This window comes from Vibrio ostreae (genome assembly GCF_019226825.1).
Lineage (GTDB): Bacteria > Pseudomonadota > Gammaproteobacteria > Enterobacterales > Vibrionaceae > Vibrio > Vibrio ostreae.
The window spans coordinates 1,347,249-1,371,699 of the sequence record NZ_CP076642.1 but is presented as its reverse complement, the minus strand read 5'-3'; the positions used below and the strand labels follow the sequence as shown (position 1 = coordinate 1,371,699).

At 49.8% G+C, this 24,451-nt stretch carries 21 protein-coding genes and 1 pseudogene; 12 read left to right on the top strand and 10 right to left on the bottom strand.

What is annotated here, in order from left to right; translation table 11 throughout:
- Positions 1–28: 28 nt before the first annotated feature.
- The 3 genes from KNV97_RS05955 to garD form a co-directional block, all read right to left on the bottom strand.
- The gene (locus KNV97_RS05955; RefSeq protein ID WP_218561782.1) at positions 29–691 is read right to left on the bottom strand and encodes a hypothetical protein; all 663 of its coding nucleotides are present in this window, start codon (positions 689–691) and stop codon (positions 29–31) included.
- The gene (locus KNV97_RS05950) at positions 654–1,067 is read right to left on the bottom strand and encodes a hypothetical protein (RefSeq protein WP_218561781.1); all 414 of its coding nucleotides are present in this window, start codon (positions 1,065–1,067) and stop codon (positions 654–656) included. Before KNV97_RS05950 ends, KNV97_RS05955 begins: the two co-directional genes overlap by 38 nt.
- A gap of 65 nt (positions 1,068–1,132) precedes the next feature.
- Complete coding sequence (gene garD / locus KNV97_RS05945) at positions 1,133–2,683, bottom strand: galactarate dehydratase (RefSeq protein ID WP_218561780.1); 1,551 nt, start codon at positions 2,681–2,683, stop codon at positions 1,133–1,135.
- A 526-nt stretch (positions 2,684–3,209) separates the two neighbouring features.
- Here garD and KNV97_RS05940 point away from each other — a divergent pair.
- The 3 genes from KNV97_RS05940 to map all read left to right on the top strand — a co-directional run bounded on the left by KNV97_RS05940 (position 3,210) and on the right by map (position 6,097).
- Positions 3,210–4,370 carry a 2-hydroxyacid dehydrogenase gene (locus KNV97_RS05940; protein WP_218561779.1) on the top strand — a complete coding sequence of 387 codons (1,161 nt, stop codon included), beginning with the start codon at positions 3,210–3,212 and terminating at the stop codon, positions 4,368–4,370.
- Between the two features lie 77 nt (positions 4,371–4,447).
- Positions 4,448–4,891 carry a GNAT family N-acetyltransferase gene (locus KNV97_RS05935; protein ID WP_218561778.1) on the top strand — a complete coding sequence of 148 codons (444 nt, stop codon included), beginning with the start codon at positions 4,448–4,450 and terminating at the stop codon, positions 4,889–4,891.
- A gap of 420 nt (positions 4,892–5,311) precedes the next feature.
- Positions 5,312–6,097, top strand: a complete 786-nt coding sequence (map, locus tag KNV97_RS05930; RefSeq protein WP_218561777.1) for a type I methionyl aminopeptidase — start codon at positions 5,312–5,314, stop codon at positions 6,095–6,097.
- Between the two features lie 70 nt (positions 6,098–6,167).
- Here the strand turns inward: map and KNV97_RS05925 are convergent, their stop codons facing one another.
- Entirely contained in the window at positions 6,168–6,641 is a 474-nt protein-coding gene (locus tag KNV97_RS05925; protein WP_407701875.1) for a GNAT family N-acetyltransferase, read from the bottom strand.
- 141 nt (positions 6,642–6,782) lie between these two features.
- Positions 6,783–8,030: a dicarboxylate/amino acid:cation symporter gene (locus tag KNV97_RS05920; RefSeq protein WP_206208441.1), complete on the bottom strand. Its 1,248-nt coding sequence runs from the start codon at positions 8,028–8,030 to the stop codon at positions 6,783–6,785.
- 397 nt (positions 8,031–8,427) lie between these two features.
- On the opposite strand from KNV97_RS05920, the gene KNV97_RS05915 reads away from it, so the two are divergent.
- The 3 genes from KNV97_RS05915 (at position 8,428) to KNV97_RS05905 (ending at position 11,406) form a co-directional block, all read left to right on the top strand.
- Positions 8,428–8,913: a DUF3015 domain-containing protein gene (locus tag KNV97_RS05915; protein ID WP_136487381.1), complete on the top strand. Its 486-nt coding sequence runs from the start codon at positions 8,428–8,430 to the stop codon at positions 8,911–8,913.
- A gap of 459 nt (positions 8,914–9,372) precedes the next feature.
- Entirely contained in the window at positions 9,373–10,845 is a 1,473-nt protein-coding gene (locus KNV97_RS05910) for an Lnb N-terminal periplasmic domain-containing protein (protein WP_218561776.1), read from the top strand.
- 132 nt (positions 10,846–10,977) lie between these two features.
- Positions 10,978–11,406: a hypothetical protein gene (locus tag KNV97_RS05905; protein WP_136487383.1), complete on the top strand. Its 429-nt coding sequence runs from the start codon at positions 10,978–10,980 to the stop codon at positions 11,404–11,406.
- Positions 11,407–11,607: 201 nt separating this feature from the next.
- On the opposite strand, the pseudogene KNV97_RS05900 reads toward KNV97_RS05905, so the two are convergent.
- Positions 11,608–12,458, bottom strand: a pseudogene (locus tag KNV97_RS05900) (ABC transporter substrate-binding protein).
- Positions 12,459–12,938: 480 nt separating this feature from the next.
- Between KNV97_RS05900 and KNV97_RS05895 the strand changes: the two are divergent.
- Positions 12,939–13,916: an amidoligase family protein gene (locus KNV97_RS05895; RefSeq protein ID WP_256611587.1), complete on the top strand. Its 978-nt coding sequence runs from the start codon at positions 12,939–12,941 to the stop codon at positions 13,914–13,916.
- On the top strand, positions 13,889–14,551 hold the full coding sequence (locus KNV97_RS05890) for a gamma-glutamyl-gamma-aminobutyrate hydrolase family protein (protein WP_136487385.1): 663 nt from the start codon (positions 13,889–13,891) through the stop codon (positions 14,549–14,551). Before KNV97_RS05895 ends, KNV97_RS05890 begins: the two co-directional genes overlap by 28 nt.
- Positions 14,552–14,694: 143 nt before the next feature.
- Here the strand turns inward: KNV97_RS05890 and KNV97_RS05885 are convergent, their stop codons facing one another.
- The 3 genes from KNV97_RS05885 to KNV97_RS05875 all read right to left on the bottom strand — a co-directional run bounded on the left by KNV97_RS05885 (position 14,695) and on the right by KNV97_RS05875 (position 17,106).
- Entirely contained in the window at positions 14,695–15,063 is a 369-nt protein-coding gene (locus KNV97_RS05885) for a DOPA 4,5-dioxygenase family protein (RefSeq protein WP_136487386.1), read from the bottom strand.
- 96 nt (positions 15,064–15,159) lie between these two features.
- On the bottom strand, positions 15,160–16,074 hold the full coding sequence (locus KNV97_RS05880) for an EamA family transporter (protein WP_136487387.1): 915 nt from the start codon (positions 16,072–16,074) through the stop codon (positions 15,160–15,162).
- Positions 16,075–16,230: 156 nt separating this feature from the next.
- Positions 16,231–17,106 (bottom strand): LysR family transcriptional regulator, encoded by an 876-nt coding sequence (locus KNV97_RS05875; RefSeq protein ID WP_136487388.1) that lies wholly within the window; start codon positions 17,104–17,106, stop codon positions 16,231–16,233.
- Positions 17,107–17,205: 99 nt separating this feature from the next.
- Between KNV97_RS05875 and KNV97_RS05870 the strand changes: the two genes are divergently transcribed.
- On the top strand, positions 17,206–18,573 hold the full coding sequence (locus KNV97_RS05870) for an NADH-quinone oxidoreductase subunit L (RefSeq protein WP_218561775.1): 1,368 nt from the start codon (positions 17,206–17,208) through the stop codon (positions 18,571–18,573).
- Positions 18,573–20,984 (top strand): DUF2309 domain-containing protein, encoded by a 2,412-nt coding sequence (locus KNV97_RS05865; protein ID WP_218561774.1) that lies wholly within the window; start codon positions 18,573–18,575, stop codon positions 20,982–20,984. The genes KNV97_RS05870 and KNV97_RS05865 overlap by 1 nt, the downstream gene beginning before the upstream one ends.
- A gap of 206 nt (positions 20,985–21,190) precedes the next feature.
- Here KNV97_RS05865 and KNV97_RS05860 read toward each other — a convergent pair whose 3' ends face one another.
- Entirely contained in the window at positions 21,191–22,405 is a 1,215-nt protein-coding gene (locus KNV97_RS05860; protein WP_218561773.1) for an MFS transporter, read from the bottom strand.
- A 170-nt stretch (positions 22,406–22,575) separates the two neighbouring features.
- On the opposite strand from KNV97_RS05860, the gene KNV97_RS05855 reads away from it, so the two are divergent.
- Together KNV97_RS05855 and KNV97_RS05850 are read left to right on the top strand one after the other, a co-directional pair.
- On the top strand, positions 22,576–23,454 hold the full coding sequence (locus KNV97_RS05855; protein ID WP_136487392.1) for a LysR family transcriptional regulator: 879 nt from the start codon (positions 22,576–22,578) through the stop codon (positions 23,452–23,454).
- A gap of 86 nt (positions 23,455–23,540) precedes the next feature.
- Positions 23,541–24,299 (top strand): metallophosphoesterase, encoded by a 759-nt coding sequence (locus KNV97_RS05850; RefSeq protein ID WP_218561772.1) that lies wholly within the window; start codon positions 23,541–23,543, stop codon positions 24,297–24,299.
- Positions 24,300–24,451 lie beyond the last annotated feature (152 nt).

Here is a 24,451-nt window from a genome sequence, read left to right as displayed (position 1 = left end):
TATCACCACCATAAAAAGCGAACTCTCGTCACTCGGTGATATTGGCAAGCACTTGTTTGTATTTATCGTTTTTCGCCTGTAGATGCTTGAGGGCATCCGCTGAATCGCGATAGTTAGGCACAAAGAAAGCCTTCTCAAACGTTTTTTGAATTTCGCCCTCGGCATAAATCTCTTTTAACGCTTTATCGATATAGGCGATCTGGTCTTTCGGCATTTTCTTGTTGTAGAGGAAGAAAAACTCTTTATCGAACGTGAAGTTACTTTGCGCATCCATCGGCACCACTACATTGGGCTCAGCATAAGAGAAGATCTGTTCCTGACTCAGACTACCAAAGCCGTTTTTGTTGACGTCCGCAATGGTATCTTTGGTTGAGGTTAACCAGACAAATTTCATCGCCTTCTGATCCGATTCAGGCAAGCGGGTAAATTGTTCATTCGCCGGTAAACTGCCCTGGATCATATCAGCCAAACCATCAAACAGCTGTTGGTTCTTATCAGCCTGAGAACCGGTATTCACCGCAATAAAATGACTTTCCTGCCCCGGATACTTCATCTTAATGGCATTTTTTACCGCGCTGTAGCCAATTTCAGAAACACCACCCGGCTGAATCGCTACGCGGATTTCTTTGCCTTCACCAACAGCATTGATGATGTCATCCAGCGTATTGTAGGGTGATTTTTTTCGGCACAAGATAAGCGTTAGCCGGGTTAATCGCGAAAGTGGGGCCAATAATATATTGGTTGAAAATATCGTAGTAACCGCGAGTGCCGTACAGATTACCCAGGTATGACTGATCGTGGAAAATCATAATGGTGCTGCCGTTGCCAACACGTTTCAGCGTGCTGAATGCGGCACTTGAGCCCACCGCATCTACTTTGATGTTGGTATCAAGTTTTTTTGCCAGCGCTTCAGAAATAATGGCTGCGGCCTGATAGGTATCGCCTCCGGTCGATTTCGAGCCGATCACCACACGGATATTGCCAAAGTTCGGCTTATCAGCACTCATCGCGACCATAGGCAATGCCATTAAAGAGAAGGCAATCGCATGTTTAATCAGTTTTTTCATAAATTCCTCTCGTTTCACGTTAATTGTTGTCTTTGTTATATCTCTTCTATCGGTTATCTCGGTTATCAGGTTACCGGAGCCGGATTAAACACAGCCAGTGCGTTATGCAAGCCCCACTGGTCGGAATACGTTTGCTTATCACCGCTCGCCACGGCCAGAATGTGGTTAAAAATTTCCCAGCCCATCTCTTCGAGTGAGCTTTCTCCGGTCGCCACCGTACCAGCATTGATATCCATCAGATCATGCCAGCGGCGCGCCAACGAGGAACGTGTCGCCACCTTGATGACAGGCACTGCTTCCAGTCCGTAAGGTGTCCCACGGCCGGTGGTAAACACCTGTACCGTGATCCCCGATGAGACTTGCTGAGTGCCGCAGACAAAATCGCTGGCAGGCGTGGCCGCAAAAATTAAACCTTTTCGGGTCGGACGCTGCCCCGGAGAAAGAACTTCAACAATCGCGCTGCTGCCTGACTTGGCAATGGACCCAAGCGCTTTCTCAACCACGTTGGCCAGTCCGCCTTTTTTGTTACCCGGAGAAGGGTTTTCTCTGCGATCGGTTTTTCCGAGGCTAAGATAATGATCGTACCAGGCCATCTCTTCCATCAGGCGCCGGCCAACCTGCTCATCAATACAACGGGGCCCCAGCAGATAAACCGCATCACGCACTTCAGTGACTTCCGAAAACATCACGGTGGCGCCACAGCGGACCAGCAGATCGGACGCATAACCCACGGCAGGGTTCGCCGTGACACCTGAAAACGCATCACTGCCGCCACACTGCATGCCCACCACCAGCGCAGATACCGGACACTCTTCACGCTGGCGCTGATTGAGTTTTTTCAGATGCATTTCAGCGGTTGCCAGAATGCTGCGCACCATGGATTGAAAACCAATATGGTTTTCACTTTGCAAGGAGATAATACTTTCGGGTGCGACGTTAATCGTCTCGACATCATCCGTTCCCTGCAGCAGCCTTTCCGGCTGTAACTTTTCACAACCGAGGCCAACCACCATGACCTCGCCGCCAAAATTAGGGTTCAGAGCCAGATTATGTATGGTGCGGATCGGCACCACAGATGCAGGAGCATTGATCGCCACACCACAACCGTACAAATGATTGAGTGCTACTACGCCATCCACATTCGGATACTTAGGCAGCAGATCCTGTTTAATCAGGTTCACCACGTAATCAACCACACCGGCAACACAGTGAACGCTGGTGGTAATACCGAGCAGATTTTTCGTGCCGACACTGCCGTCCGGATTGCGATAGCCTTTGAAGGTGTAATCTGACAAAGGAGGCAATGGTTCGGGGACTTTTGTGGCGAGAGGAATGTCATCCAGCGGCGGGGCTTCCGGAATGTCGACTAAAAATTCGTTGATCCATCCACCCTTGGGGATTGAAGCGTTAGCAAAGCCAATCACTTCACCATAGCGCACGATGGGCTCGCCGGGAGCGAATGGCGCCAGGGCCACTTTATGGCCCTCGGGAATGTCTTCCTGTAAGGCAAAATCGTTATTAAATAAGGTTCCCTGCGGCAACCCACCATCGTTGACCACAATAGCGACATTGTCTTCCGGATGAACTTTGATATAGCGAGGCAGCACATTTTTCATAATCTGACTTCTTATTTTTATTCAACTCATAAAAATTAAAACATCAGACCCTGCATAACATCAGAACTATTATCAAAAAATTTACTTTTTATTCAGCCCGGTTTTGTAATAATTCACAAAGGCAGAGATACACATCACAAGCGACCCACAAAAATAGAACTTTGGTCTAAGAGTGATTCAATGTCACTAATTTTTAATAATTAAAATTTAGTTATATAAAGAGATCGCAGTCACAAATAAAATCACGTCACGATCACACAGAACTAACTCATCATCATTTATAAATAAAATTCACTTAAACAGCGAACTATTTACTAATTTAATTTATTCAACAAAATCATTTGAAATAATTTAAAATGATCATACAGTGGCATAATAAATCATATAACGATAATCAGTTGGCTTTAATATCTGTTGGCTGTAATAGACCGGAAATATATAGTGATGTGGTTAATCATTTTGCGTATACGGTTTTACTGGCCCGGATTTAATGCCGTCCTACCTTGCTAAAATCAGGAGATTGGTAATGAAACCCAATGTTGTACTGTATAAATCCATTCCGGATCCGGAACTCAATAAATTACATCGTCACTTTAATCTAACCTGCTTCGATGGCGTGAATGCGCAGAACCGTGAACAATTTCATCATGCTCTCACCCATGCCGAAGGCATTATTGGTTCGGGGGTCAATATGCCGGCACCGTTGCTCGATACCGCCACCAATCTCAAAGCCGCAGCAACCATTTCCGTCGGTACGGATCATTTTGATCTTGATTACCTTACTCAGCGCGGTATCCCGCTGATTCATACACCTGGCGTATTAAACGAAACGGTCGCCGATACAGTGATTCTGTTGGCATTGGGCGCCGCCCGCCGCGCAGTTGAACTGTCTAATATGGTTCTGGATGGACGCTGGACACAAAACATCGGACAGCAACATTTTGGGGTTGATCTGTACGGCAAGACCATGGGCATCATCGGTATGGGCCGTATTGGCTGCGCAGTCGCAAAACGTGCCCATCATGGCTTTGGTATGTCGATTTGCTATCACAATCGCTCGGCTAACCCGGAAGCAGAACAGGATTTCGCGGCTCAGCGTCTGGAACTGGATGAGTTACTGCAAGTCTCAGACTTCATCGTTGTGCTGGTGCCTCTCAGTGAGCAAACCACCAAATTGATTGGCGAGGCGCAGTTTGCCCGGATGAAACCCAGTGCTGTCTTTGTCAACGCGGCACGCGGTAAGGTTGTCGATGAACAAGCCATGATCACGGCTCTGAAAAACAACATGATTCGGGCTGCCGGGCTGGACGTGTTTGAAGTCGAACCTCTACCCGCCAACTCTGAGCTCACCAAACTCGACAACGTATTTCTGCTGCCGCATATCGGTTCAGCGACCAGTGAAACACGCCTTGCAATGGTGGAGTGTGCGGTCGACGGGTTTATCGCTGCGATGAACGGCGACTACTCGCAAGCGTGCGCCAACCAAAAAGCGCTTGGCGGCCTTAGCAGAGATCTGATCGCTCGTCAGGATCTGCTCACAAGCCGCCACTGTTCTTTCTCTGAAAAAAGCCCGGGCAATCTTGATTATCTCAGCCATCAGGGTGGCGAATTTGGTGTGATCCTATACAGTGAACATATTGATACTTTATCCTGCGTTAACTGGGTATTGCTCATAGTTAGCGCATGATAGCAGATGTGTGCTGATAGCCATCTTTCGTCTTTGTCCTGACTTTGTTTTGGATCTGATTTTCTATATGGAACGGTATGAAGCTCTCCTTGCGCCCCGCGACCGATGCAGATTACCTGTTCGCGTTTGAACTCAAGAAACTGTGCGAGCAGGATGTCATCACCCGTCAATTTGGCTGGGATGAAGAATTGCAACTGGAGTTACATCGCCAGGAATGGCGTTCAGGCCTGCCGACCCTGATTTGTGCTGACGGGATTGCTGTCGGCACTTTTCGTCTTCATCTTCATGATGATCGTTTTCATTTTTCGCGCTTTTTTATTCTCCCCGCCTATCAAAACCAAGGCCTGGGCAGTGAAATACTGACATTCGTAACGAAACGTTGCACCCAGTTACAACGTGCCTGTCTGCTGTGCTGCATTCAGGGTAACCGTGCGACTGAGCTGTATCAACGTTTTGGATTCAAGACTTATCGTCAAGATTGTCAATTTATTCATATGAAATTTCAGCCAACCGATGATTAATGATCTTTTCTTTCACCGACAACGCCGTATCGCTGATGCAATTAAGTCAGAGCAGCGCAGACATCACAAAGCACTAAGGACTTGCCCCAGTTAGCCACTCACCTCAAACAACAAGTCAGCTTTTTCAGATAAGCGCCGGCTCGTTCGGATGACAAATTGCGATCCGCACGAGTGTTTTTCATCCCGACATCAGGCTGGTCAGTTCGAATTAAGCCCAATCGCCTGTTATAACATCCGCTTTATCTTGACGCCTTTCCGACAACTCATACAATCAAGCTATTAATCATTAAGCTGCTGGCACCGCTAAACGAAGCGTTTTTGTACATCCGATATCTGCCGCACAAACGCTGTTCCCCCGAAAAATAGACAGCAAGGTGCTCGCTGGATCTGATGCAAAAACTGGCGTAAGGAAAAACCGCTATGGACAGAACGGTACACATCAAAAACGCGCAGGAAATAGCCCAAATGCGTACAGCAGGCAAACTGCTGGCACAAGTGTTCGACATGCTTGATGAGTTCGTCATTCCCGGCCGTTCGACCATGGAAATCAATCATAGAGTTGAGGATTTTATTGTCCGGACTTTAGGTGCACGCCCTGCCAGCAAAGGGCAATATGGTTATCCCTATGCGATTAACAGCTCTGTTAATGAGGTTGCTTGCCACGGCGTGCCGGCCCCCGAACAGATCCTGAGCGAGACAGACATCCTCAATCTGGATGTCACACTCGAACATGAGGGTTTCATTGTTGATTGCAGCAAAAATTATCTCATGCCGAACGCCGATGCGGCCGCCAGAGCATTGGTCAGTGCGAGTCATCAGGCGTTGTGGGCAGGGATCAGGCAAGTCAGGCCCGGTGCCATGCTGGGCGACATTGGCTACACCATCCAGCGTTTTGCTGAATCACATGGTTACAGCGTTGTTCGCGAATACTGTGGGCACGGTATTGGCCGCGAAATGCACGAAGCACCGCAGGTTTTACATTACGGCCTGCCCAACCGCGGCCTGACACTGCGCGAAGGAATGGTATTTACCATCGAACCCATCCTCAATCTCGGCGGTGACAAAGTCTATACCCGGCAAGATGGCTGGAGCGTCGCGACTTCAGATAATCAACTCTCCGCCCAGTCAGAGCACACGGTACTGGTGACCGCCACTGGCTACGAAGTCCTTACCGCTCAGCATCCGATTGGCTCACCGGCAGCGTAACGCCGCAGTTCAGCGACACGGGCTTGGTCAACCCTGTCTTAGCCAGGCTTTAGGTACACTGACGTAAACGCTACACATCGATGTGGCGGGCAATCATAATCACTTCGTCGGCGCTATAGAGATCGCTCAGGGTCGCTTCGACTTCCGCTCCCAACGCCTGGCGATATAGATTCTGAGCCCGGTTATCGGCCCGGGTAGTGATAAGGATATGTTTCAGAGTGGAACCCTGATTACGTAACTGCTCTTTGACCAGAGGCAGGGAATCGGTGAGTAGCTGACGACCAATCCCCTGGCCCTGATGAGAGGGTTCAACGGCCAGTTGTTCCAGTTCCAACACGACCTGGGGACGAAAGCCGCTTTTCTGCGCCCAGATGATATAACCGACCACTTCCCCTCGTTTCTCTGCGACCAGACAAAACGTACGTGGCGCGGCTTTAAAACTGCACTGGAGCCATTGCTGTGAATATTGCTGACGCGGAAAAGCCACCTGATGGATCAGAGCGGCCGCGGGGACATCCTGCGCCAACATAAAACGAACTGCCATAATCACCTCTGTTTCGGTTTTGTGCCTGACCACGATACCACTGCACAAATCAAATTTCTTTTCTTTTCAAAGGCTATTTTCATTGCATAATAAAAACCCCGGCACAGGCCGGGGCTTTGCAGAGATCAGGCGTGGCGCTGATTAACTGTTATAGACATTCTCGTCCAGTTCGCGTTCGCTTTTCGCAACCAGAACGGCCACCATCATGTCACCACAAACGTTAATCGTAGTACGCGCCATATCCAGAATACGGTCAATACCGGCCACAATCGCCAGGCCCTCTACAGGCAGGCCAACCGTGCTCAGTACCAGAGACAACATGATAAGACCCGCACCCGGTACACCCGCAGTACCAACCGATGCCAGTGTCGCGGTCAGAATAATGGTCAGGTAGTCTGAGGTTTGCAGATCGATACCAAATGCCTGCGCGATGAACAGCGCGCACACACCTTGGTAGAGTGCCGTACCATCCATGTTAATGGTTGCCCCCAGCGGCAGAACAAAACTCGACACACCTTCAGACACACCCATGTCCTGGCGAGTCGCTTTAATTGTCGCAGGCAAGGTACCTGAACTGCTCGATGTGGTAAACGCAACCGCTGCAGGGTTAGTAATCGCACGCAGATATTTGATTGGGTTCAGTCGACCCAGCACGCTCAGCACGCCGGAATAGAACACCAACACATGGATCAGCGCACCCAGGTACACTGCACCAATCACTTTGATCAGTGGCAGAAGGACGTCCAGACCATAAGTACCGGCAACCCAGGCCATCAGACCAAAGATGCCGTACGGAGCCAGTTTCATCACCAGTTCAGTCAGCTTGTACATGGCTTCCGCCAGGCTCTCAAACAGTTTCACTGCCGGTTCACCTTTTTCACCCACCAACACCAGGGAAACACCAAGACCAACCGCAAAAACGATGATTTGCAGAATGTTACCCGCCGCCAGAGCATTGACCGGGTTTTGCGGGATCATCGCCAGCAGCGTCTGCACCAGCGGGGGCGCACTCTTACCAGCATCATCAAGATCTTTCGCAACCATGTTCAGTCCGGCGCCAGGTTCAAGCAGAGCAGAAAGGCCAAGACCAATGGCAATCGCAACGGCGGTCGTTCCCAAATACAACACCACGGCTTTGACGCCAATACGCCCCATCTTGCGGGTGTCTTTCATCGATGTAATACCAACGATCAGAGAACAGAACACCAAAGGCACGATCAACATTTTAATCGCGTTAATAAAGAGAGTACCGATTGGCTTAAGCAATGCAGCACTCGGGCCCATCAGCGCACCAACGATAATACCGGCCACCATACCAATCAGGATTTTTTTCCACAGCGCCATGCCTGACCAAAAACCCTGACGGGATGACTGTACTTGATTGTCCATTTCTTTCCTTGTGTGTTGATAGTGTAAACGACTAAAAAAAGCAAAGGCGTAATTACACAATAAAAGTCGCCTGACGTAAACTGTGATAAATGACTATTTTCACTCCCTGACAAGGAATAATTATCCAACAAAACTGACTCAGAGCTGGGTCAAATGCAACTTTCCCCATATAAATTTTCATTGATCTTGTGCGTTTTATTTCTATTTAACCGTACGCCGTTTAAAAAACAGCTCACACTATTCGCGACATATTCAGGGCAATATTTGCCAAATCGCTTTGATTTTAATCCCATTTCGCCAACATGACATTGGAATATCACCGACTTTTTCCTATCTTCATTTAGTGGTAATACGTTTTATGACCACCACTTTTTGACCGAACTAAGGGATTATTAATATGAAAAAGTTATTCGCAGTGGCTACGTTACTCTCTACCTTGCCGTTTGCTCAGGCGGTTATGGCTGATGATGATATTGGCTGTGGTTTGGGTACCATGATTTTTGACGGTAAATCCGGAAAAGTGGTCAAAGTGCTCGGCGCGACAACCAACGGTACATCAGGCAACCAAACCTTTGGTATCACATTCGGAACTCTGGGCTGTGATGGTACCGGCACGATTGATTCACGTCAGAAGCTGGCGATGTTTATTGACGGTAACATGGACAATCTGGCACGTGATATGGCCAAAGGTCAGGGTGAAACACTGGCAACCTTGTCTGAAGTCTGGGGCATCCCGAATGAAGATAAAGCAACCTTCAACACCATGGCGAAACAAAATTTTGCCGTGGTTTATCGTTCTGAAAACGTCACCTCTAATGAGGTACTGAATAACCTCAACACATTGATGTCGAACGATTCTAAGCTGTCTGGCTACGCAATGTAACCGCTTCTTTCGTCTTACCCTTCTGTGCCTCGTTGCAACAACGAGGCACCTTTTTATTTCAAGAGTCGTTATGCAGTGGAAGCGTTGTATTTTCATATTACTGGGCGGATTACATTCGTCCCTGAGCTTTGCCTCCGTAGAGCCCGGACCGTTACCTGAACTGAACGTCATAGCCTTAAGCCAGGATAACTATTGGCTCAAATTGGGCCATTACCTGCCCGCGCTGAGCGGCGGTTACGTCAGCACCATTGATTCGGATAGCTTTTTTTAGCATCGCAGGGCAAACATCAACCTGCGCAGGAGCTTCAAGCAACGATTCAGGCGCTGTATCAGGGCCCAGCGCAAAGCCGCCATCAGGCGCGCTGCACGTTTCCGGCCCGTTATCAATGGCTGGAACAACAACAAGGCAAGGCACCGCCTGAGTTAAATTGCCCTGAATTAAAAAAGTGGCAGCAGGCGATGGATCCGGAAAAACTGACCCTGGTGTTTCCAACTGCCTTTATGAATAATCCTTCGTCCATGTTTGGCCATACCCTGCTACGGGTCGATGCCAAGAATCAGAACCAGAACAATGCACTGGTCGCTTATGCGATCAACTTTGCCGCAGAACCGGACAGCGCAGATAATCCGGCCCTTTATGCACTCAAAGGATTGGTTGGCGCATATCCAAGCCGCTTTACCGTCATGCCGTACTACAAAAAAGTGCGTGAATATAACGATATCGAGTCGCGGGATATCTGGGAATACCCGCTCAATTTCACCGCTGAAGAAGTGGATAGAATTTTGCTTCATCTGTGGGAAATGGAACAAGCCGAGTTCGACTACTACTTCCTGGACGAAAACTGCTCTTATCAATTATTGGCTCTGCTGCAACTGGCCAATCAGAATCTCGATTTAGTCAGTCAGTTTCCGGTCACCGCCATTCCTTCCGATACGGTGAAAGTTCTGGTTGAAGCCGGATTAACTCAGCCTCCGCACTATCGGGCTGCGTTTGGTACCCGGCTGAATCATGAATCGGATCTGGTCAGCGAGCGTATTTACCTCGCCACGCGGCGCCTGAAAGAGCAAGGTATTTACCCTTCCAAAGCCGAGTTTACTGAGTCAGAGCGGGCGGCAATTCTCGAATTCGCATATGAATGGCTTAATTTTGAACTTTACGATGACGGCCTTGAACGCGATATAACCGCCAAACAACTGACCCAAATCTTGATCAAGCGCAGTCAGATCAACCGAGAATCCCCTTTTCCCTCGGTGGTGCGGCCGGAAACGTCACCGGAACAGGGACACGGGTCAGCTCGTGTCGGCGTCGCGCGTAATCTGTATCAGCAGCAAACCCACTCAACATCTGTCGAGTGGCGTCCGGCTTACCACGACATGTACGATGCGCTGGATGGCTTTATTCCCGGCGCGCAAATTAACTTCCTCGACACTAAACTGAGTCTCGACGACAGCGGCACCAGCCGGCTCGATCATCTCAATATCATCGACGTACTGGCCTTGGCGCCCAGCAACCGAGTATTTGACAGCCTGGCATGGGGATTAAAAATCGGCTTCGACCGACCCGATGCCAATACCGACAGCCGCTGGTTTGTCGAAGGCGGAGCAGGCAAAGCCTGGGGACAGGCTGATGGATTACATTTCTATACCCTGCTGAAAGGCGAACTCAGTCAGGGCAGATTAACCGGTTATGATGTTATCGCCGGGGCCGGTCTGCAGTCAGGGCTATTCTACTCGATCAATAACCGCCAGAGACTGGGTTTGAATGCAGCCTGGATTGCTTTGGCAGGCGATGAGGTCGATGACCATTTCTCCGTAAATGCGACCTGGAACTGGAGCGTACGGCCTAATTTCGCTTTCAGGGCCAGCCTGAATTATCAGCAATGGCATCAGGAAGAAGTAAGCTCGCGCCTCAGTGCTTACTATTATTATTGAGCCTGAACAATGAGCCAATCCATCAAAAACATACGTAAAGCTGATGGTTTGCTGATAAAACTTGATTAATCTGACCTATGATTGAAACAACCTTTGAGATGATGACTTGAGCGCAAAACTTAAGGAGAGCCAATGAAAAATAAAACGTTAATGTCTGCTTTTATTGCTATTTTAGTTACTCAGCTAAGTGGATGCGGGGTATTGCTGCACCCGGAGCGGGAAGGACAGCGCGGCGGTAAAATCGACCCGGCGATCGCGATTCTCGACGCTGCGGGCTTAATCCTGTTCATTGTTCCCGGGCTAATCGCGTTTGGCGTTGACTTCTATTACGGCACCATTTATCTGCCAAATTCAGCCTCGATTGATCTGGACGAAGATGAGCTCAACATGCTGAAACAGCTTGACGAGTCGCAACGGATGGATGCGATTGCCAAAATCGTGTCGGATAAGACCGGTCAGCATATTGCGGCCAAAGATTTACAATCTTATCAGGCCAACTCTATCGACGAGCTCAGCTTCTACGTTAACAACAGCGAAGCAACTCCAGTGCAAGCAGGTTAAACCTATTTTGCGCAGCGGCCACGTCATTGAGACGTGGCCGTTTTTGTACACACCAGTAGACATCGTAAAACGCCAGCGCTATGGTTGATAGGAATATTGTTGCCTTCCAGCAGAGACCGCATACCGTGGCGTCACGCTATCCGCCTCCTGCCCGCAGCGTACGAGCAGGATCATTATCCATTTAATCTACGACCACTTAACTTAAGGAAGTTTAGTCATAAACGTCCCTTGCGGAACAACCGGCAGATACTTTTCATAGAATTGCAGGTAAGCCTGCTCCGGGTTCAAATCTGCAAACAACTCCGGATACAGAGCTTTGGCGTAAAACTGAATCATTGCGCCATCCATAATCGTTCGGCATGCGCCGTGATACGCAGCGTACATGCGATTATTTTTCACCGCATTCAGTGACGACCAGCCCAAACGCTGTTTAAACCCTGCTAAAGCCCGCTGCGAGACCTGCTCTTGCACACCCTGCCCTATCTTCATCCCGTTGTCAGCACTGCTGGTTTCATAACCGGTAATCACAATCACATCCGGGTTGCTGGCAATGATCTGTTCCGGGTTGAGTTTACCCCACCATTCGACAAACGGCTTAGAGATGTTCTCACCACCAGCCGTGGTGCTGATCGCCCCCACATATTCTTACCAAAGGTGTAACCAATATCAGCCACGCCATTGGCGCCAAATTCCGTGTAGATCGTCGGCTTCGCAAGGCCGGCTTTCTCCAATCGCTGTGAAATCATCGCCACATTATCCTGATATTCAGTGGCAATCTTTTCAGCACGCGCCTGCTGACCGGTAATCTCGCCAATCAAACGGGTACTTTTCACATGCCGCTCAACCGTCTGCGCATTGTAATCGACCACGACCACTGGTATACCGATTTGTTCTAAGCGTTCCATTTCTGACGACAACGCTTTATATTGCCAATCGGCCAGCATGATCAGATCAGGCTGCAACCCAAGCACCTTTTCGAGAGAAAACGCGTTGGTGTCCACCCGGCCAATCTCCGGAATGTCGTCTAATGATGGACGGTGCTTAACGTACATCTCCCAGTTCATCGCCCTGGCCTGCCAGATATATTTAGACATACCGACGACATTGTCGTATGCCGCTTCCGTACCGATAGCCATATAATCTTCAGGATAAAAACCGACAATAACCCGTTTGGCGGGGGCATCGAATGTCACCTCGCGCCCCAGAACATCAGTGACGGTCGTCACCGCTGAAAAGGCAAAAGAACTGGTCGTCAGGGAGATAAGAAGTAAAAGCTTTCTGAGCATCGAAAATTCCATCTTCAGGTTAAAGCGAATAGCATTGATATGACTAAAATTGTCAGTGATTATGCATCACATTATAAATGGCCGCAATGAAAATCATTATCAGTTAATCGCTACACCAATGTATGATTGCGCTATACGCAATCTCGATACATACCGCCTTGTAAAGTTTCACATTTTTTGTCATGGTTTTAGAGTAATCTTTCGTATAACGGTCAAAGTCTATTCCCCAATCAACGAGTGGAGGCAATGATGGCTTTTAAAACTCCGCCTTTAACAACGACCGACGATGGCGCTACCCGCCGTGTTGGGTTCGAAATCGAGTTTACCGGGCTGACAATCAGCGCAGTGACACAAATTATGCAGGATACTTTCGGCGGTGAGCTAGAGAAGAAGTCCGCGGTTGAGTATGACTTGCAGACCCCAGAATATGGCAAGTTTAAAGTTGAGTTAGACTGGGAGTTCCTCAAGAACACCGCGCTGGAAGCCAAGCTTAAGGATCACGGACACGAGTGGGTCGATTTTTTACACAAAATTGCTCTATCAGTGGTACCTATAGAAATAGTTACTCCTCCATTCCCTCTCGATAAACTGGATCATTTAGATAAACTGATACCAGCCCTGAGAAATGCCGGGGCAAAAGGTACAGATGATTCTGTCATCGCCGCTTTTGGTGTTCACATTAATCCGGAAACCCCATCATTAGATGTTCACACCCTGCATGCCTATCTGAAATCGTTCGGACTATTACAGTGGTGCCTCGACAAAGCGCATGACGTTAACGTATCCCGCAAAATCAGCCCGTATATCCAGTTGTATACTGAAGATTACGTTGAAGTACTGCTCACCAAACAGTACCAGACTATCGATGAGCTGATGGATGATTACCTGGAACATAATCCAAGTCGCAACCGCGCTTTGGATATGCTGCCGCTGTTTGCGTCCATTGACCAAGACAAAGTCAAGCAGACGGTCAAAGACACCAAAATTAATCCAAGACCTACATTTCATTATCGCCTGCCCGACTGCTTGATCGAGAATACCCACTGGAGTTTTGCAAGCTCATGGAACATCTGGCATTTAGTTGAGGTATTGGCAGCAGACCCAGAAGCGTTAAACTTTTTAGCCCGCCGCTTTAAAGCAATGTCTCTGCCTGTAATCGGCGTGAAACGCAATGATTGGATCAAGGAAGTCAAACAGTGGATAAAAAGCCGAGAATTGGAGTAACCGGTAACCATCGCAGTTGGTCACCCTCCTGGTGGTGCACGAAGCTGGCGCTGGCACTTGCCGGCGCTCAAGCAGAAAGGATTAGCGTTAAACATCATTGGTCCGGTCAGCCACTGGATGGTCTGATCGTGGGCGGGGGCGATGATATCGATCCCGAGCACTATGGAGGCCAAGCCAGTGAAAAAGATGAGTTTGACCCCGAGCGGGACACATTAGAGATACGTTGGATCAAGTGGGCATTAGAACGCAATACTCCCTTATTAGGGATATGTCGCGGCTCGCAACTAATCAATGTCGTTCTCGGCGGCAACTTATATTCCGATATTTCCGTATTGCGCAAACGAACCTATAACCGCCCGGGCCTGCTGCCAACCAAGCAAGTCTTTGTCGATACAGACTCACATTTGTTTGCCTTGTGTGGCAAATCGAAATTACGGGTCAACAGCCTGCATCATCAGGCGATCAAGGATGTCGGTAATGGCCTGCGCGTCGTCGGTCGAGATCTTGACCAATTCACTCAGGCAATTGAAAGTAATCAAGAAAAGCCTATCTACGGCGTGCAGTGGCACCCTGAATATCTGTTTTATCTTCCCAGCCAATTTAAGCTGTTTCGCTGGCTGGTGCGCTCAGGCTGAGCGTATGGGTGAAGTATTTACCCAGGATGCAGAAGTGAAAGTGACCGCCAGTTCAATGCGGTGATTGGCAATAACATCAAAACGAGCCGTAATGCGGCGCTTTGCCTCTGTAACTCAGTGGCTTTGGCCCCAAGCGCTGCAACTCAGTCTTCAATCGAAGAGCTGTCAAATACCGACAGGTCCAGTTTCAGGCTGTCACCCAGCCACCAGGCATACAGAGTATGATCTTCGATTTCATCACCGGTTAGCGCATGAACCAGTACCGACAAACCATTACGGTTTTCGTCCAACCAAGGCACTAACTGATCGAAATCGTGTGAAGTAAACTTAATCTGGCAACTCCATTTCGGGTGAGGGCCCACCAGTTTTTCGTGCACCCGACCGATTTTCACAGGGAAACGCTCCCCCGCTTCATGCACCAGTCGTGAGGCAAACTCCAGCGTTTGCGCATCAAAGTACACATGAGCATGGTAAGCGCGATGGGAATTTACCGGTCGTTTATTCTCTGTCATTATTTTTGCCTCCACGTCTTAAAATAGTAAAGAATTCATTAAGGATCGAGTCGCTTGCCCTTTCCGACCACGTTGTCTCATCCGTATATCGATGGATTATCTGGCCAGAGAAGAAGCCGGCTCAGCTTGGCGACCAAACCAACGCTGGCCAAAAACGTTAATCACCAGCCCGACCGCAATGACCACTACGCCTGCGATTTGATACAGAGTAAGGCTCTCATCCAGCAGCAGCCAGGCGCTCAGTAGTCCGAATACCGGAACCAGCAACGAAAGCGGAGCAACCAATGCGGTGGGATAACGGCTCAACAAGTAGCTCCAGCCGCCATATCCGACGATCGTGGCAAGTAAAGAAAGGTAAACCACCGAGAACAAATTATGCCACTGCATATTGAGCAGCGACTCAGCAATGGTCTGAGGTCCTTCAATCCAGAGTGAAGCAACAGCAAACGTGAACATTGGTACTAACGCACTCCACACGATCAAAGACATGGTCGGAACGGCGTAGTTTTGCATGATCACCTTATTGGTGATGTTACCCAATGCCCAACAGGTGGCCGCGCCGATGATTAACAGCAAGGTAGCAGCTGTCAGTGATGCGGTTCCCGCGCCTTGCGCCACTGCGAGCAGATAAATCCCCGCTCCCGCAGTGATGACCGCTATCACATTATGGCGACGAATTTTTTCTTTCAACAGCACACAACCAAACGCCAGAGTAATAAAAGCCTGCGCCTGTAACAGCAACGAAGCTAATCCTGCGGCAAGGCCGATACTCAGCGCCCAGAACAATAAGGCAAACTGACCAAAACTGATGGTCAGTCCGTAGGCCACCAGCCATTTCAGCGGTAAGGTGGGACGCTTGATAAACAGCAGGGCAGGAAAGGCCACCAAAGCAAACCGCAAGCCTGCCAGCAGCAGCGGTGGCATCCCCTGTAATCCGACTTTGATAACCACGAAGTTCACACCCCAGACCAGCACAATCGCCAGGGCCAGGAATCTGTCTCGTAATGACATCTTGTATCCTTACAAACGTCCGACAGTGTCAGGAGAGACGCGAGCAGCCACCTGCTCAGCGTTTGCCTTTCAAGGGTAAGTTTGACATTGAGTGAGAAAAAGGAATCCTCAGACTGCCCTATTCCCGTATATAAAACAAGCGCCAGACAGGACGGGTCATAATAATGGCCTGAACAAGGTATCCAGCTTAGGATGCACCACACGCCGCTTGACCGTAACCGCGTAGAAGTTTTCGAATACGCTTGGCAGTACCAGATAACTTTTCAGAATGCCGTTATCGAGTTCGTCTTTTACTACCACGTCCGGCATTACGGCCAGTGCGCCGGTGTCACGGGCCAAAAGACGCAGCATCGCCATATCATCAGATTCGGCGATAATGTGGGGATGTAGCTGATATTGAGCCGCAAAAGCATCAAAAGCAGCGCGCAGCGGATTTTCTCCGTACGGTAAAACCCAACGGCGGTCGCGATAACTGGCGCCGAGATCTTTGCCCAGATCTAACCCCGGCGGCCCGATGATCGACACCGCCTGACGCGCCAGAACCCGGCTTTGCCAGTTCTGTTTATTCGAACCTCTGACCGGAATGTTAGTCAATGCCATATCGAGCTGGTGTTCTCCCAAAGCGGTCAGCAAACCGGTCTGACTCATCGACTGTAGGGTGTAACGACAGTCTTCCTGGTTGATAAGTGGCTGAATAAACTGCTCTATAAAGTTACGCGAGATAGTCGATAGGATTCCAATCCGGATGGTTGCGCCAGGTAATGCTTTGCCACTGGTCAATAATTTTTCCAGCTCTTCACCATTTTTGAAGATTTCTTCGGCATAGCTCAGCGCATGATATCCGCTCTCGGTCAGGGTCAGTGCACGCCCTTTTCTGGTGAACAACTGCACATCCAAAGTTTGCTCTAACTGCTTGATTTGTGAAGAAAGAGCAGACTGAGACACATGCAACTTCTGCGCAGTCTGAGTCAGGTTACCCTGCTTGGCGACTTGCCAGAAATAGTACAGATGATGGTAGTTTAAACGACTCATAATTCTCTAAAACAGAACGATTCATAAATTATTATATATTTTACTTAACAATCAGACAGTTTCACAATAGCCGCGACTTTTGGAACTGTGAGGATAGTCATGTTTTCTCTGTTTTTAGTGACGCCCCTCAAACTGATGTTACTCGGTTTGGTGGCGATTTTAGGATTCACTATCGTACGTTATAGTTGGGTGGCCTTCAGTGGCGAAGCGGATCGCGCTCGCTTTCTTCGTTCCCTTATCATGACAATTTCAGCCGTCGTTGTAGTGATACTCAGCGACCACCTGCTGCTGTTCTGGGCAGCCTGGGTCAGTGTCAGTCTATGTCTGCACCAACTGATTCTGTTTTATCCGCAGCGCCCGCGTGCTCAATTGGCTGCGCACAAGAAGTTCCTGCTGGCTCGTTTCAGCGAACTGCTGCTGGCCGGTGCCTTCTTTGCGCTTTACCATCAGTTCCAGACACCTTACATCAGCGACATCGTCCGCCAGACTTCGTTTGCTCACAGCAGTCTGCACCTTAATATTGCTGCAGTACTTTTGGCATTGGTCGCGATGATCAAATGTGCTCAATTGCCTGTACACGGCTGGCTGATGCAGGTGGTGGAAGCACCGACTCCGGTCTCAGCACTGCTGCACGCCGGTATCGTCAACCTGGGCGGTATCCTGCTGCTGTTCTTCGCACCGGTATTGGCATCCAGCAGTATCGCTTGCTGGCTCATCATCGTCTGTGCCGGTATCAGTACCGTCATTGCTGGTCTGGTCAGCACCACCCGCATCAGTATCAAAGTGAAACTGGCATGGTCGACCAGCTCGCAAATGGGTCTGATGCTGGTTGAAATTGCCCTGGGTCTGTATGAGATGGCTCTGCTGCACCTGTTTGCCCACTCGTTTTATAAAGCGTACTCGTTCCTTAACAGTGGCAACACGGTTAACCACTATCTGGCCGCCAAACTGGCCGGTGAAGTCAAACCTAAGGTTCGTAACTGGTGTGTCGCGTTGCTGCTCTCTTCACTGATGCTGGCTGTTGCTCAATGGCAGTTTGCTGTGATGACCAGTTTTGCCGCCACCATATTGGTGTGGTTCGCACTAAGTGCTTTGATTGTGCCGAGCGTGACCGCTTGGGATAAAACCATGCTGCCACGTCTGATGATCACATTGGCATTCGCGGCAGGCCTCTTGACCCTGTACACCACAGCCAAACATTCACTGGCACAGATTACCGGCTTGAACGTCCCGCTCAACCTGGCCGCTGATGGCCTGGTCGCGCTGATGTTTATCCTGCTGTTTGCTCTGTCACTGGCACTACAATATAGCCCGCATGTCGGTTGGGTTAAACGACTGTTTATCTGGCTCAACGCCGGTGCGTATTTGGACGAATGGGCGACCCGCCTGACCCTGAAATGGTGGCCAAGCCAGTCACTGCTTGAACTGCAACAAGCTCAAGTGCAAATGGAACCAGAGGCAAAATAATGATCGAACAAAAACACGCGCTTCCATACGCAACAATCGCCAAACAAGTTTCCGCTTCTATCGCACCGGCCTGGCCGCTGGATCAGTCCATTGCGGTTAACCCTTGGTGGCAACAACGTCATGACAGTATTGAAAAGACCTTCGCCGAGCAGGCGGTTCTGACCGGCGAAACCAGCCTGATGGACAAAAGTTACTATCAGCAGCGCTGGAAGACCGAGATTCAGCCGCAACATCTGGCCTCAGCGATTGAGCAGCTTGGCGTCGACATGACCATAGCCCAGCTGGAAGAAGACATTCAGCGCCCGCAAGCACCGCTGACCCGCTGGAAAACTCTGGGCATGTTGATGGATGAAGAAATCCCTTCCACTCAAGGGCACAGCTGGGTGCAGGAAATCGTTCAGCAGGTCAGCCAGTTCATCGCGCTGTACCACCAATACCCGGAACGTTTCGATTCTGAAGGTAAAAACGGTGAACACCTGTACCAGAGCTGGCTTGAAGTCGTTGCACGCGACAAAGGGATCAAAACCTTGCTGGGCGTCGATCTTTTGCCTTATTTCCGTACTTTACCCGGCTCGATCTATGACCTGCTTGATACCGTCGGACCGCTGTGGCAGGACATCTGGACCGATGAAGACGGCGCTTACGCATCGCTGCGTGCCCTGTTACATCAATTGTCCGGCTGGGCGGGATGGCAATCCTGGCAAGACTGGCAGGCTAACCTTGCCAATAAGCAAGCCGATCTGCCCCATGCGCTGGGACTGACTGCTATCTTGCTGGCCTGGAACAGTGTCCTGATGCAGTGGCTGCAGAAAAATCATCTGGAAACCGCGCTGAAAATCCGTCAGTTACTGCGCCATCAAGCGACTAATGTTCGCCAAATGTACCAGTTAGCGGAACAGCAACTGGCACCAATCTGGGTATGGCAACGCGCCCTTGAACTGAGTGTACAAAAAGACTGGATCACTCAAGTGCAGAACGTCACTACTCAGCAAGACCCGAATCGTCCTGAACTGCAGGCTATTTTCTGTATTGATGTACGTTCGGAACGTATGCGTCGTGCGCTGGAAGCACAAGGCAGCCACATCGAGACACTGGGTTTTGCCGGCTTCTTTGGTATCCCTATCGCTTATCAGACTCAGGATGGCAATATTCATCGTCCTCAGTTACCGGGCCTGTTGGCTCCTACTCTGGTTGCGCAGCAGACCCAACTGCAACCGGATCGCTGGCTGCGGGTGACAAAACTGGGCTGGCAGAACAGTCTGGAAAAACCATCCTCCAATCTGGGCATGGTCGAAGCCGGTGGCCTGCTAAAACTGGTCAGCCTGTTTAAACGGGTAGTGATGCAAGATGGGACTGAAAACCCGATTAACCGCGATGCGCGTGGTAACGAAGAGTGGCAACTGAAACGTAACCAGATCACGCTTAGCGTGCGTGAGAAGGCAGAACTTGGCGCCGGGATTCTTAAAGCAATGGGCATCAGCCAACGCCTGGCAAAAGTCGTGCTGTTAACCGGTCACGGTAGCCAGACCTGCAACAACCATACGTCATCGGGTCTCGACTGCGGTGCGTGTGGCGGTCAAACCGGCGAAGTCAACGTGAAAGTCCTGGCGAGTCTGCTCAACGACTCCGCTGTGCGTCTGGTTATGGCAGAATTTGGGGTGGTTGTTCCGAAAGACACCCACTTCTTTGCCGCGCTGCACAATACAACCACCGACGATTATCAGGTGTTTGATGCGCCCGATGCACCGCTTTCCTGGAAACAGAACCTCAGCGCAGCCAGTGACCACGCGCGCCGAGAACGTGCCAAACTGTTCGATGGCACCAAAGCGGAAGATAATGCGCAATTAAGCCGCTTCTTTAAGCAACGTGCCACCAACTGGGCTCAGATGCGTCCGGAATGGGGTTTGTGTAACAACGCTGGCGTGTTTATCGCACCACGTCACCTGACCCGCGGACTCAATTTTGACGGCCGGGCCTTCTTACATGAATACCATGTCAGTCAGGATCCGGAGTTCAGCCAACTGGAAAAGATCATGACTGCGCCTCTGCTGGTGATGAACTGGATTAATCTGCAATATTATGCGTCAGTCACGACGCCGGAAAAATACGGCAGTGGTAACAAACTGCTGCATAACGTGGTCGGTGGCCATATTGGTGTGTTTGAAGGCAACGGCGGTGACCTGCGTATTGGTTTATCTCAGCAATCCGTGCATGACGGCACAGAGTACCGTCATCAGCCTGTGCGCCTGAGTACTTTTATTCAGGCTCCACAGTACGCCATTGAGGCCATTATGGCTCGCCATCAGGACGTTGCGTCTTTGGTGGATAATGGCTGGCTGTTCCTGTATCAGATTGATGACAACAACCAGGTTTGGCAGTATCACAACAAGCAGTGGGTAGCCGCAGTCTGATGGCACCAAGCGTTTACGCAAAGAGCCGCTCGCGCGGCTCTTTTGCTTTCCGGAAACCTAGGTTGTGTTTACTGACACCCGGAGTTTATTGCCAGATAATCTGTTGTTCTTCCCTGCGCCATCCATTCCATACTCTAACCGCCTTTCCAATCAGGCAGAGTCGGTTAGCTACCAGCGTTCAACCAAACTAAACCTATTTATAGAGCTTAAGACATTGCGTGAGAATGGCTGTCTTTATAGGCGCTGATCCACTGGTAAATAATGACGAGCAAAATACACAACGCCAGGGCGATACGGGTCGCCCCCAGAATGCCCTGCCAACCCCAGGTTTGATAGAAAGGCTCCAGAAAGAACACACCTAAGCTGGCACCGGAGTAATAGAACAAACTATAAAGTGCCTGAGCGCTGCCTTTTGATTGGGTCACTTTACGACCAATCAAAGTACTGGCCTGAGCATGACAGAAGAAGAAACCGACCGACACCATCACCATACCAATCACCATACCAATCACCATGGTATAGATGTTCGCCCAGCTCATCAGGAAGTTGGCCATCAGCATGATGACGGCGCCAAACGCAACACCCGCGATCTGGCTGAACTTCTTGGCAAATTTACCGGCCAGCGAAGAGCTGGTCGTTCCGCCGAGCAGAGTCAGGAACATCAGACTGCGCACATCACTTGGCAGGTTATACGGAAACTCGCTCAGCACCAGCATCAGGTAATTAGACAAGTTAACAAAAGTGCCGAATGCCAGACCAATCAACAGATAAAGGATCACTAACTGCGGATTTTTCAGATGATAGCCATACGCTTTCAAACACTTACCCACTTTAAGTGGCGCCGGCTTAAAGTGGCGTTGCGCAGGTAACAGATAATAGATGATGGCATACAAAACCAGGCTGAGGCCGGCAATCACATAACCGGCATAGTTCCAATTGCCCAGATATTCGGTACTCAGGCCACCAAGTAAGCGGCTGCAAATCCCGCCCAGCGTATTCGATGCCACGTAAAAACCAACCGCACCGGCGAGCCAGCTTTTTCTCAGCTCTTCGCCCATCAGTGGCACCGCCAGCGCCGGCGTCACCGCCAGAAACACACCCTGCAAAAAGCGCAGCGTAAGAAACAGCTGATAGTTGTGCACCAACGGCAAAACCACAGACACCAATAAGCCAATCGCCGTCCCGACCAGCAGCACTTTACAACGACCTATCGCATCCGACACGCTGGCGAAAATAAGCAGTCCTAATCCCATACCCAGCAAAGGTGCAGACATAGCCAGGTTAGCGGCCAGAGAGCTTACCTCAAATTCTTTCTGAATCACGGGCAACAACGGCTGCAACCAATAGATATTGGCAAAGGTGACTATCGAAAATAGACAAACACAAATAACGACTCGGCTGTAATGGGCTGTTTTTTTCACTGCTAACGACTTACTCAGGTGACGGAACAAGGGAACGGGTTACAGCGATAGGGTATCGGTCCATAAGCAATAAAAAAAATATTTTGTATTTATCTAATCCATAGATAAAATTTATACCCTAAGAAAAAACAATGACATCGGCATTCAGTTCAGGTAAGGGATGAACACATATGGAACTCAGACAGTTAAAGCACTTTGTCACTGCCGTGGAACAGGGGTCGATTTCAGCCGCAGCCCGGGTACTCAATCTGGCTCAGCCAGCCATCAGCAGCAGCATCAAAAAGCTCGAACAGGAGCTGAAAACACCGCTGTTCAACCGCCGTGACCGCGGCATCAGTCTGACCAAAGCGGGCAGCGAATTCGTATTGCATGCACGGCAAATATTACGCCAGGCAGACGACGCTAAACTGGCGATGCAAGCCATGGAAGGGTTGGATCAGGGGCAGGTCGATATTGCCGTACCGAGCATGCTGGGCTCCTATTACTTCCCGCCTCTGCTGATGGCCTTTCGCCATCAATATCCCAATATCGATATGAGTATTCAGGACACTGGTACCCGCAATATTCGCCGTATGCTGCTTGATGGCGAGGTTGAACTCGGTGTGGTAGCAAGTAAAGATCTCACTCCGGAACTCGAAAGCGGCCCGTTAATTCGCGAAGAGATGGTCGTCTGTATGTCGGTCGATCACCCGTTGGCCGAAAAAGAGGTCATCGAATATGCCGACTTTCTCTCCCATGATTTGGTGCTGTTCCGCAAGGGCTACTATCACCACATTCTGCTCGATCGTATCTGCCGCAAAGAGAACATCAAGCCACGGGTGGCATTTATCAGTAACCTGTTACCACTGATCAAATCCGTTATCCGCCAGGGCTACGCCATTTCTCCGATGTGGCAGGTTGCCATCCGCGAGGATGACCAGATAGTCACCCGCCCATTTGCCGAAACGTTTGAAATAGATCTGAGCCTGGCCTGGCGCAAAGACAGTTACCTCTCGCGCGCCAACCAGGTATTCCGTGATTTCATTTTAGCTGAGGTGAATGGGCATTAGGGCTTTCCTCACTTACCTTCTACATAAACAGCTAAACCCACCTCTGCTAAGCTTAAGTAACAGATAAAGTTGAGGTAGCAAGAAGGATGAACGCGCTGGAAAAACTGCCATTACATCGCTCTATCAGTGCCAATATCTCGGGGCGGGATCTGTTTATCGGGGATGTGCACGGTGACTTCACTTTGCTGATCCATGCGCTGAAGATGGTTCATTTTGACAAGTACCGCGACCGGGTGTTTGCGGTGGGCGATCTCACTGACCGGGGCAATGACTCCTGGCAGTGTCTGACCCTCGCCAGAGAGAAATGGTTTTATCCGGTATTGGGTAACCATGAAAGCTTCATTCTGCAACGTTACGATGAATCGCCCGACCGGCAAAGCAACTGGCTGCTCAATGGCGGTGAATGGTGGCTACAACTCAGTCCGGCACAACAAGCCCTTGCGCGGGAAATCGTAGTGAGCCAATACAGTCTGACGCTCAGTGTCGCGGTGGGCAATAAGACGATCGGTGTTTTACATGCCGAGTACCCGTATTTCAACTGGCCACCACAGGCTGAGTTTATTGATGAGGAATTGCGCCATCGGATGCTGTGGGGAAGAGACGATATTCTGAGAAGCAGCGCGCAGTTAATTGATAACGTGGACTTTGTCGTGTGCGGACACACACCTCTCGATTGCCCTAAGATCAGAAAAAACAAACTGTTTATCGATACAGGCTCCGGCTACGAACCCAATAATTTTATCCCTGATCCTCGGCTGAGCGTCTGCGAGTTTCATCCGAACGCCATCGAAATACGTTCGTTTAACTTACACGATGAGAAACGCACTGAAATCGAATTGGTCTAGCATGCAGACTTCAACGCTTAGTCATGCGTTAAGGCTTATTCTGGCTTTGTTTCGACTAAACGCACTTTCTTACCTTTCACGTACCATAATTAGTCTCACCCTTAACAGACAGCAAGGCGTAAAAGACATCACATTTCTCTTGCATGTGAATT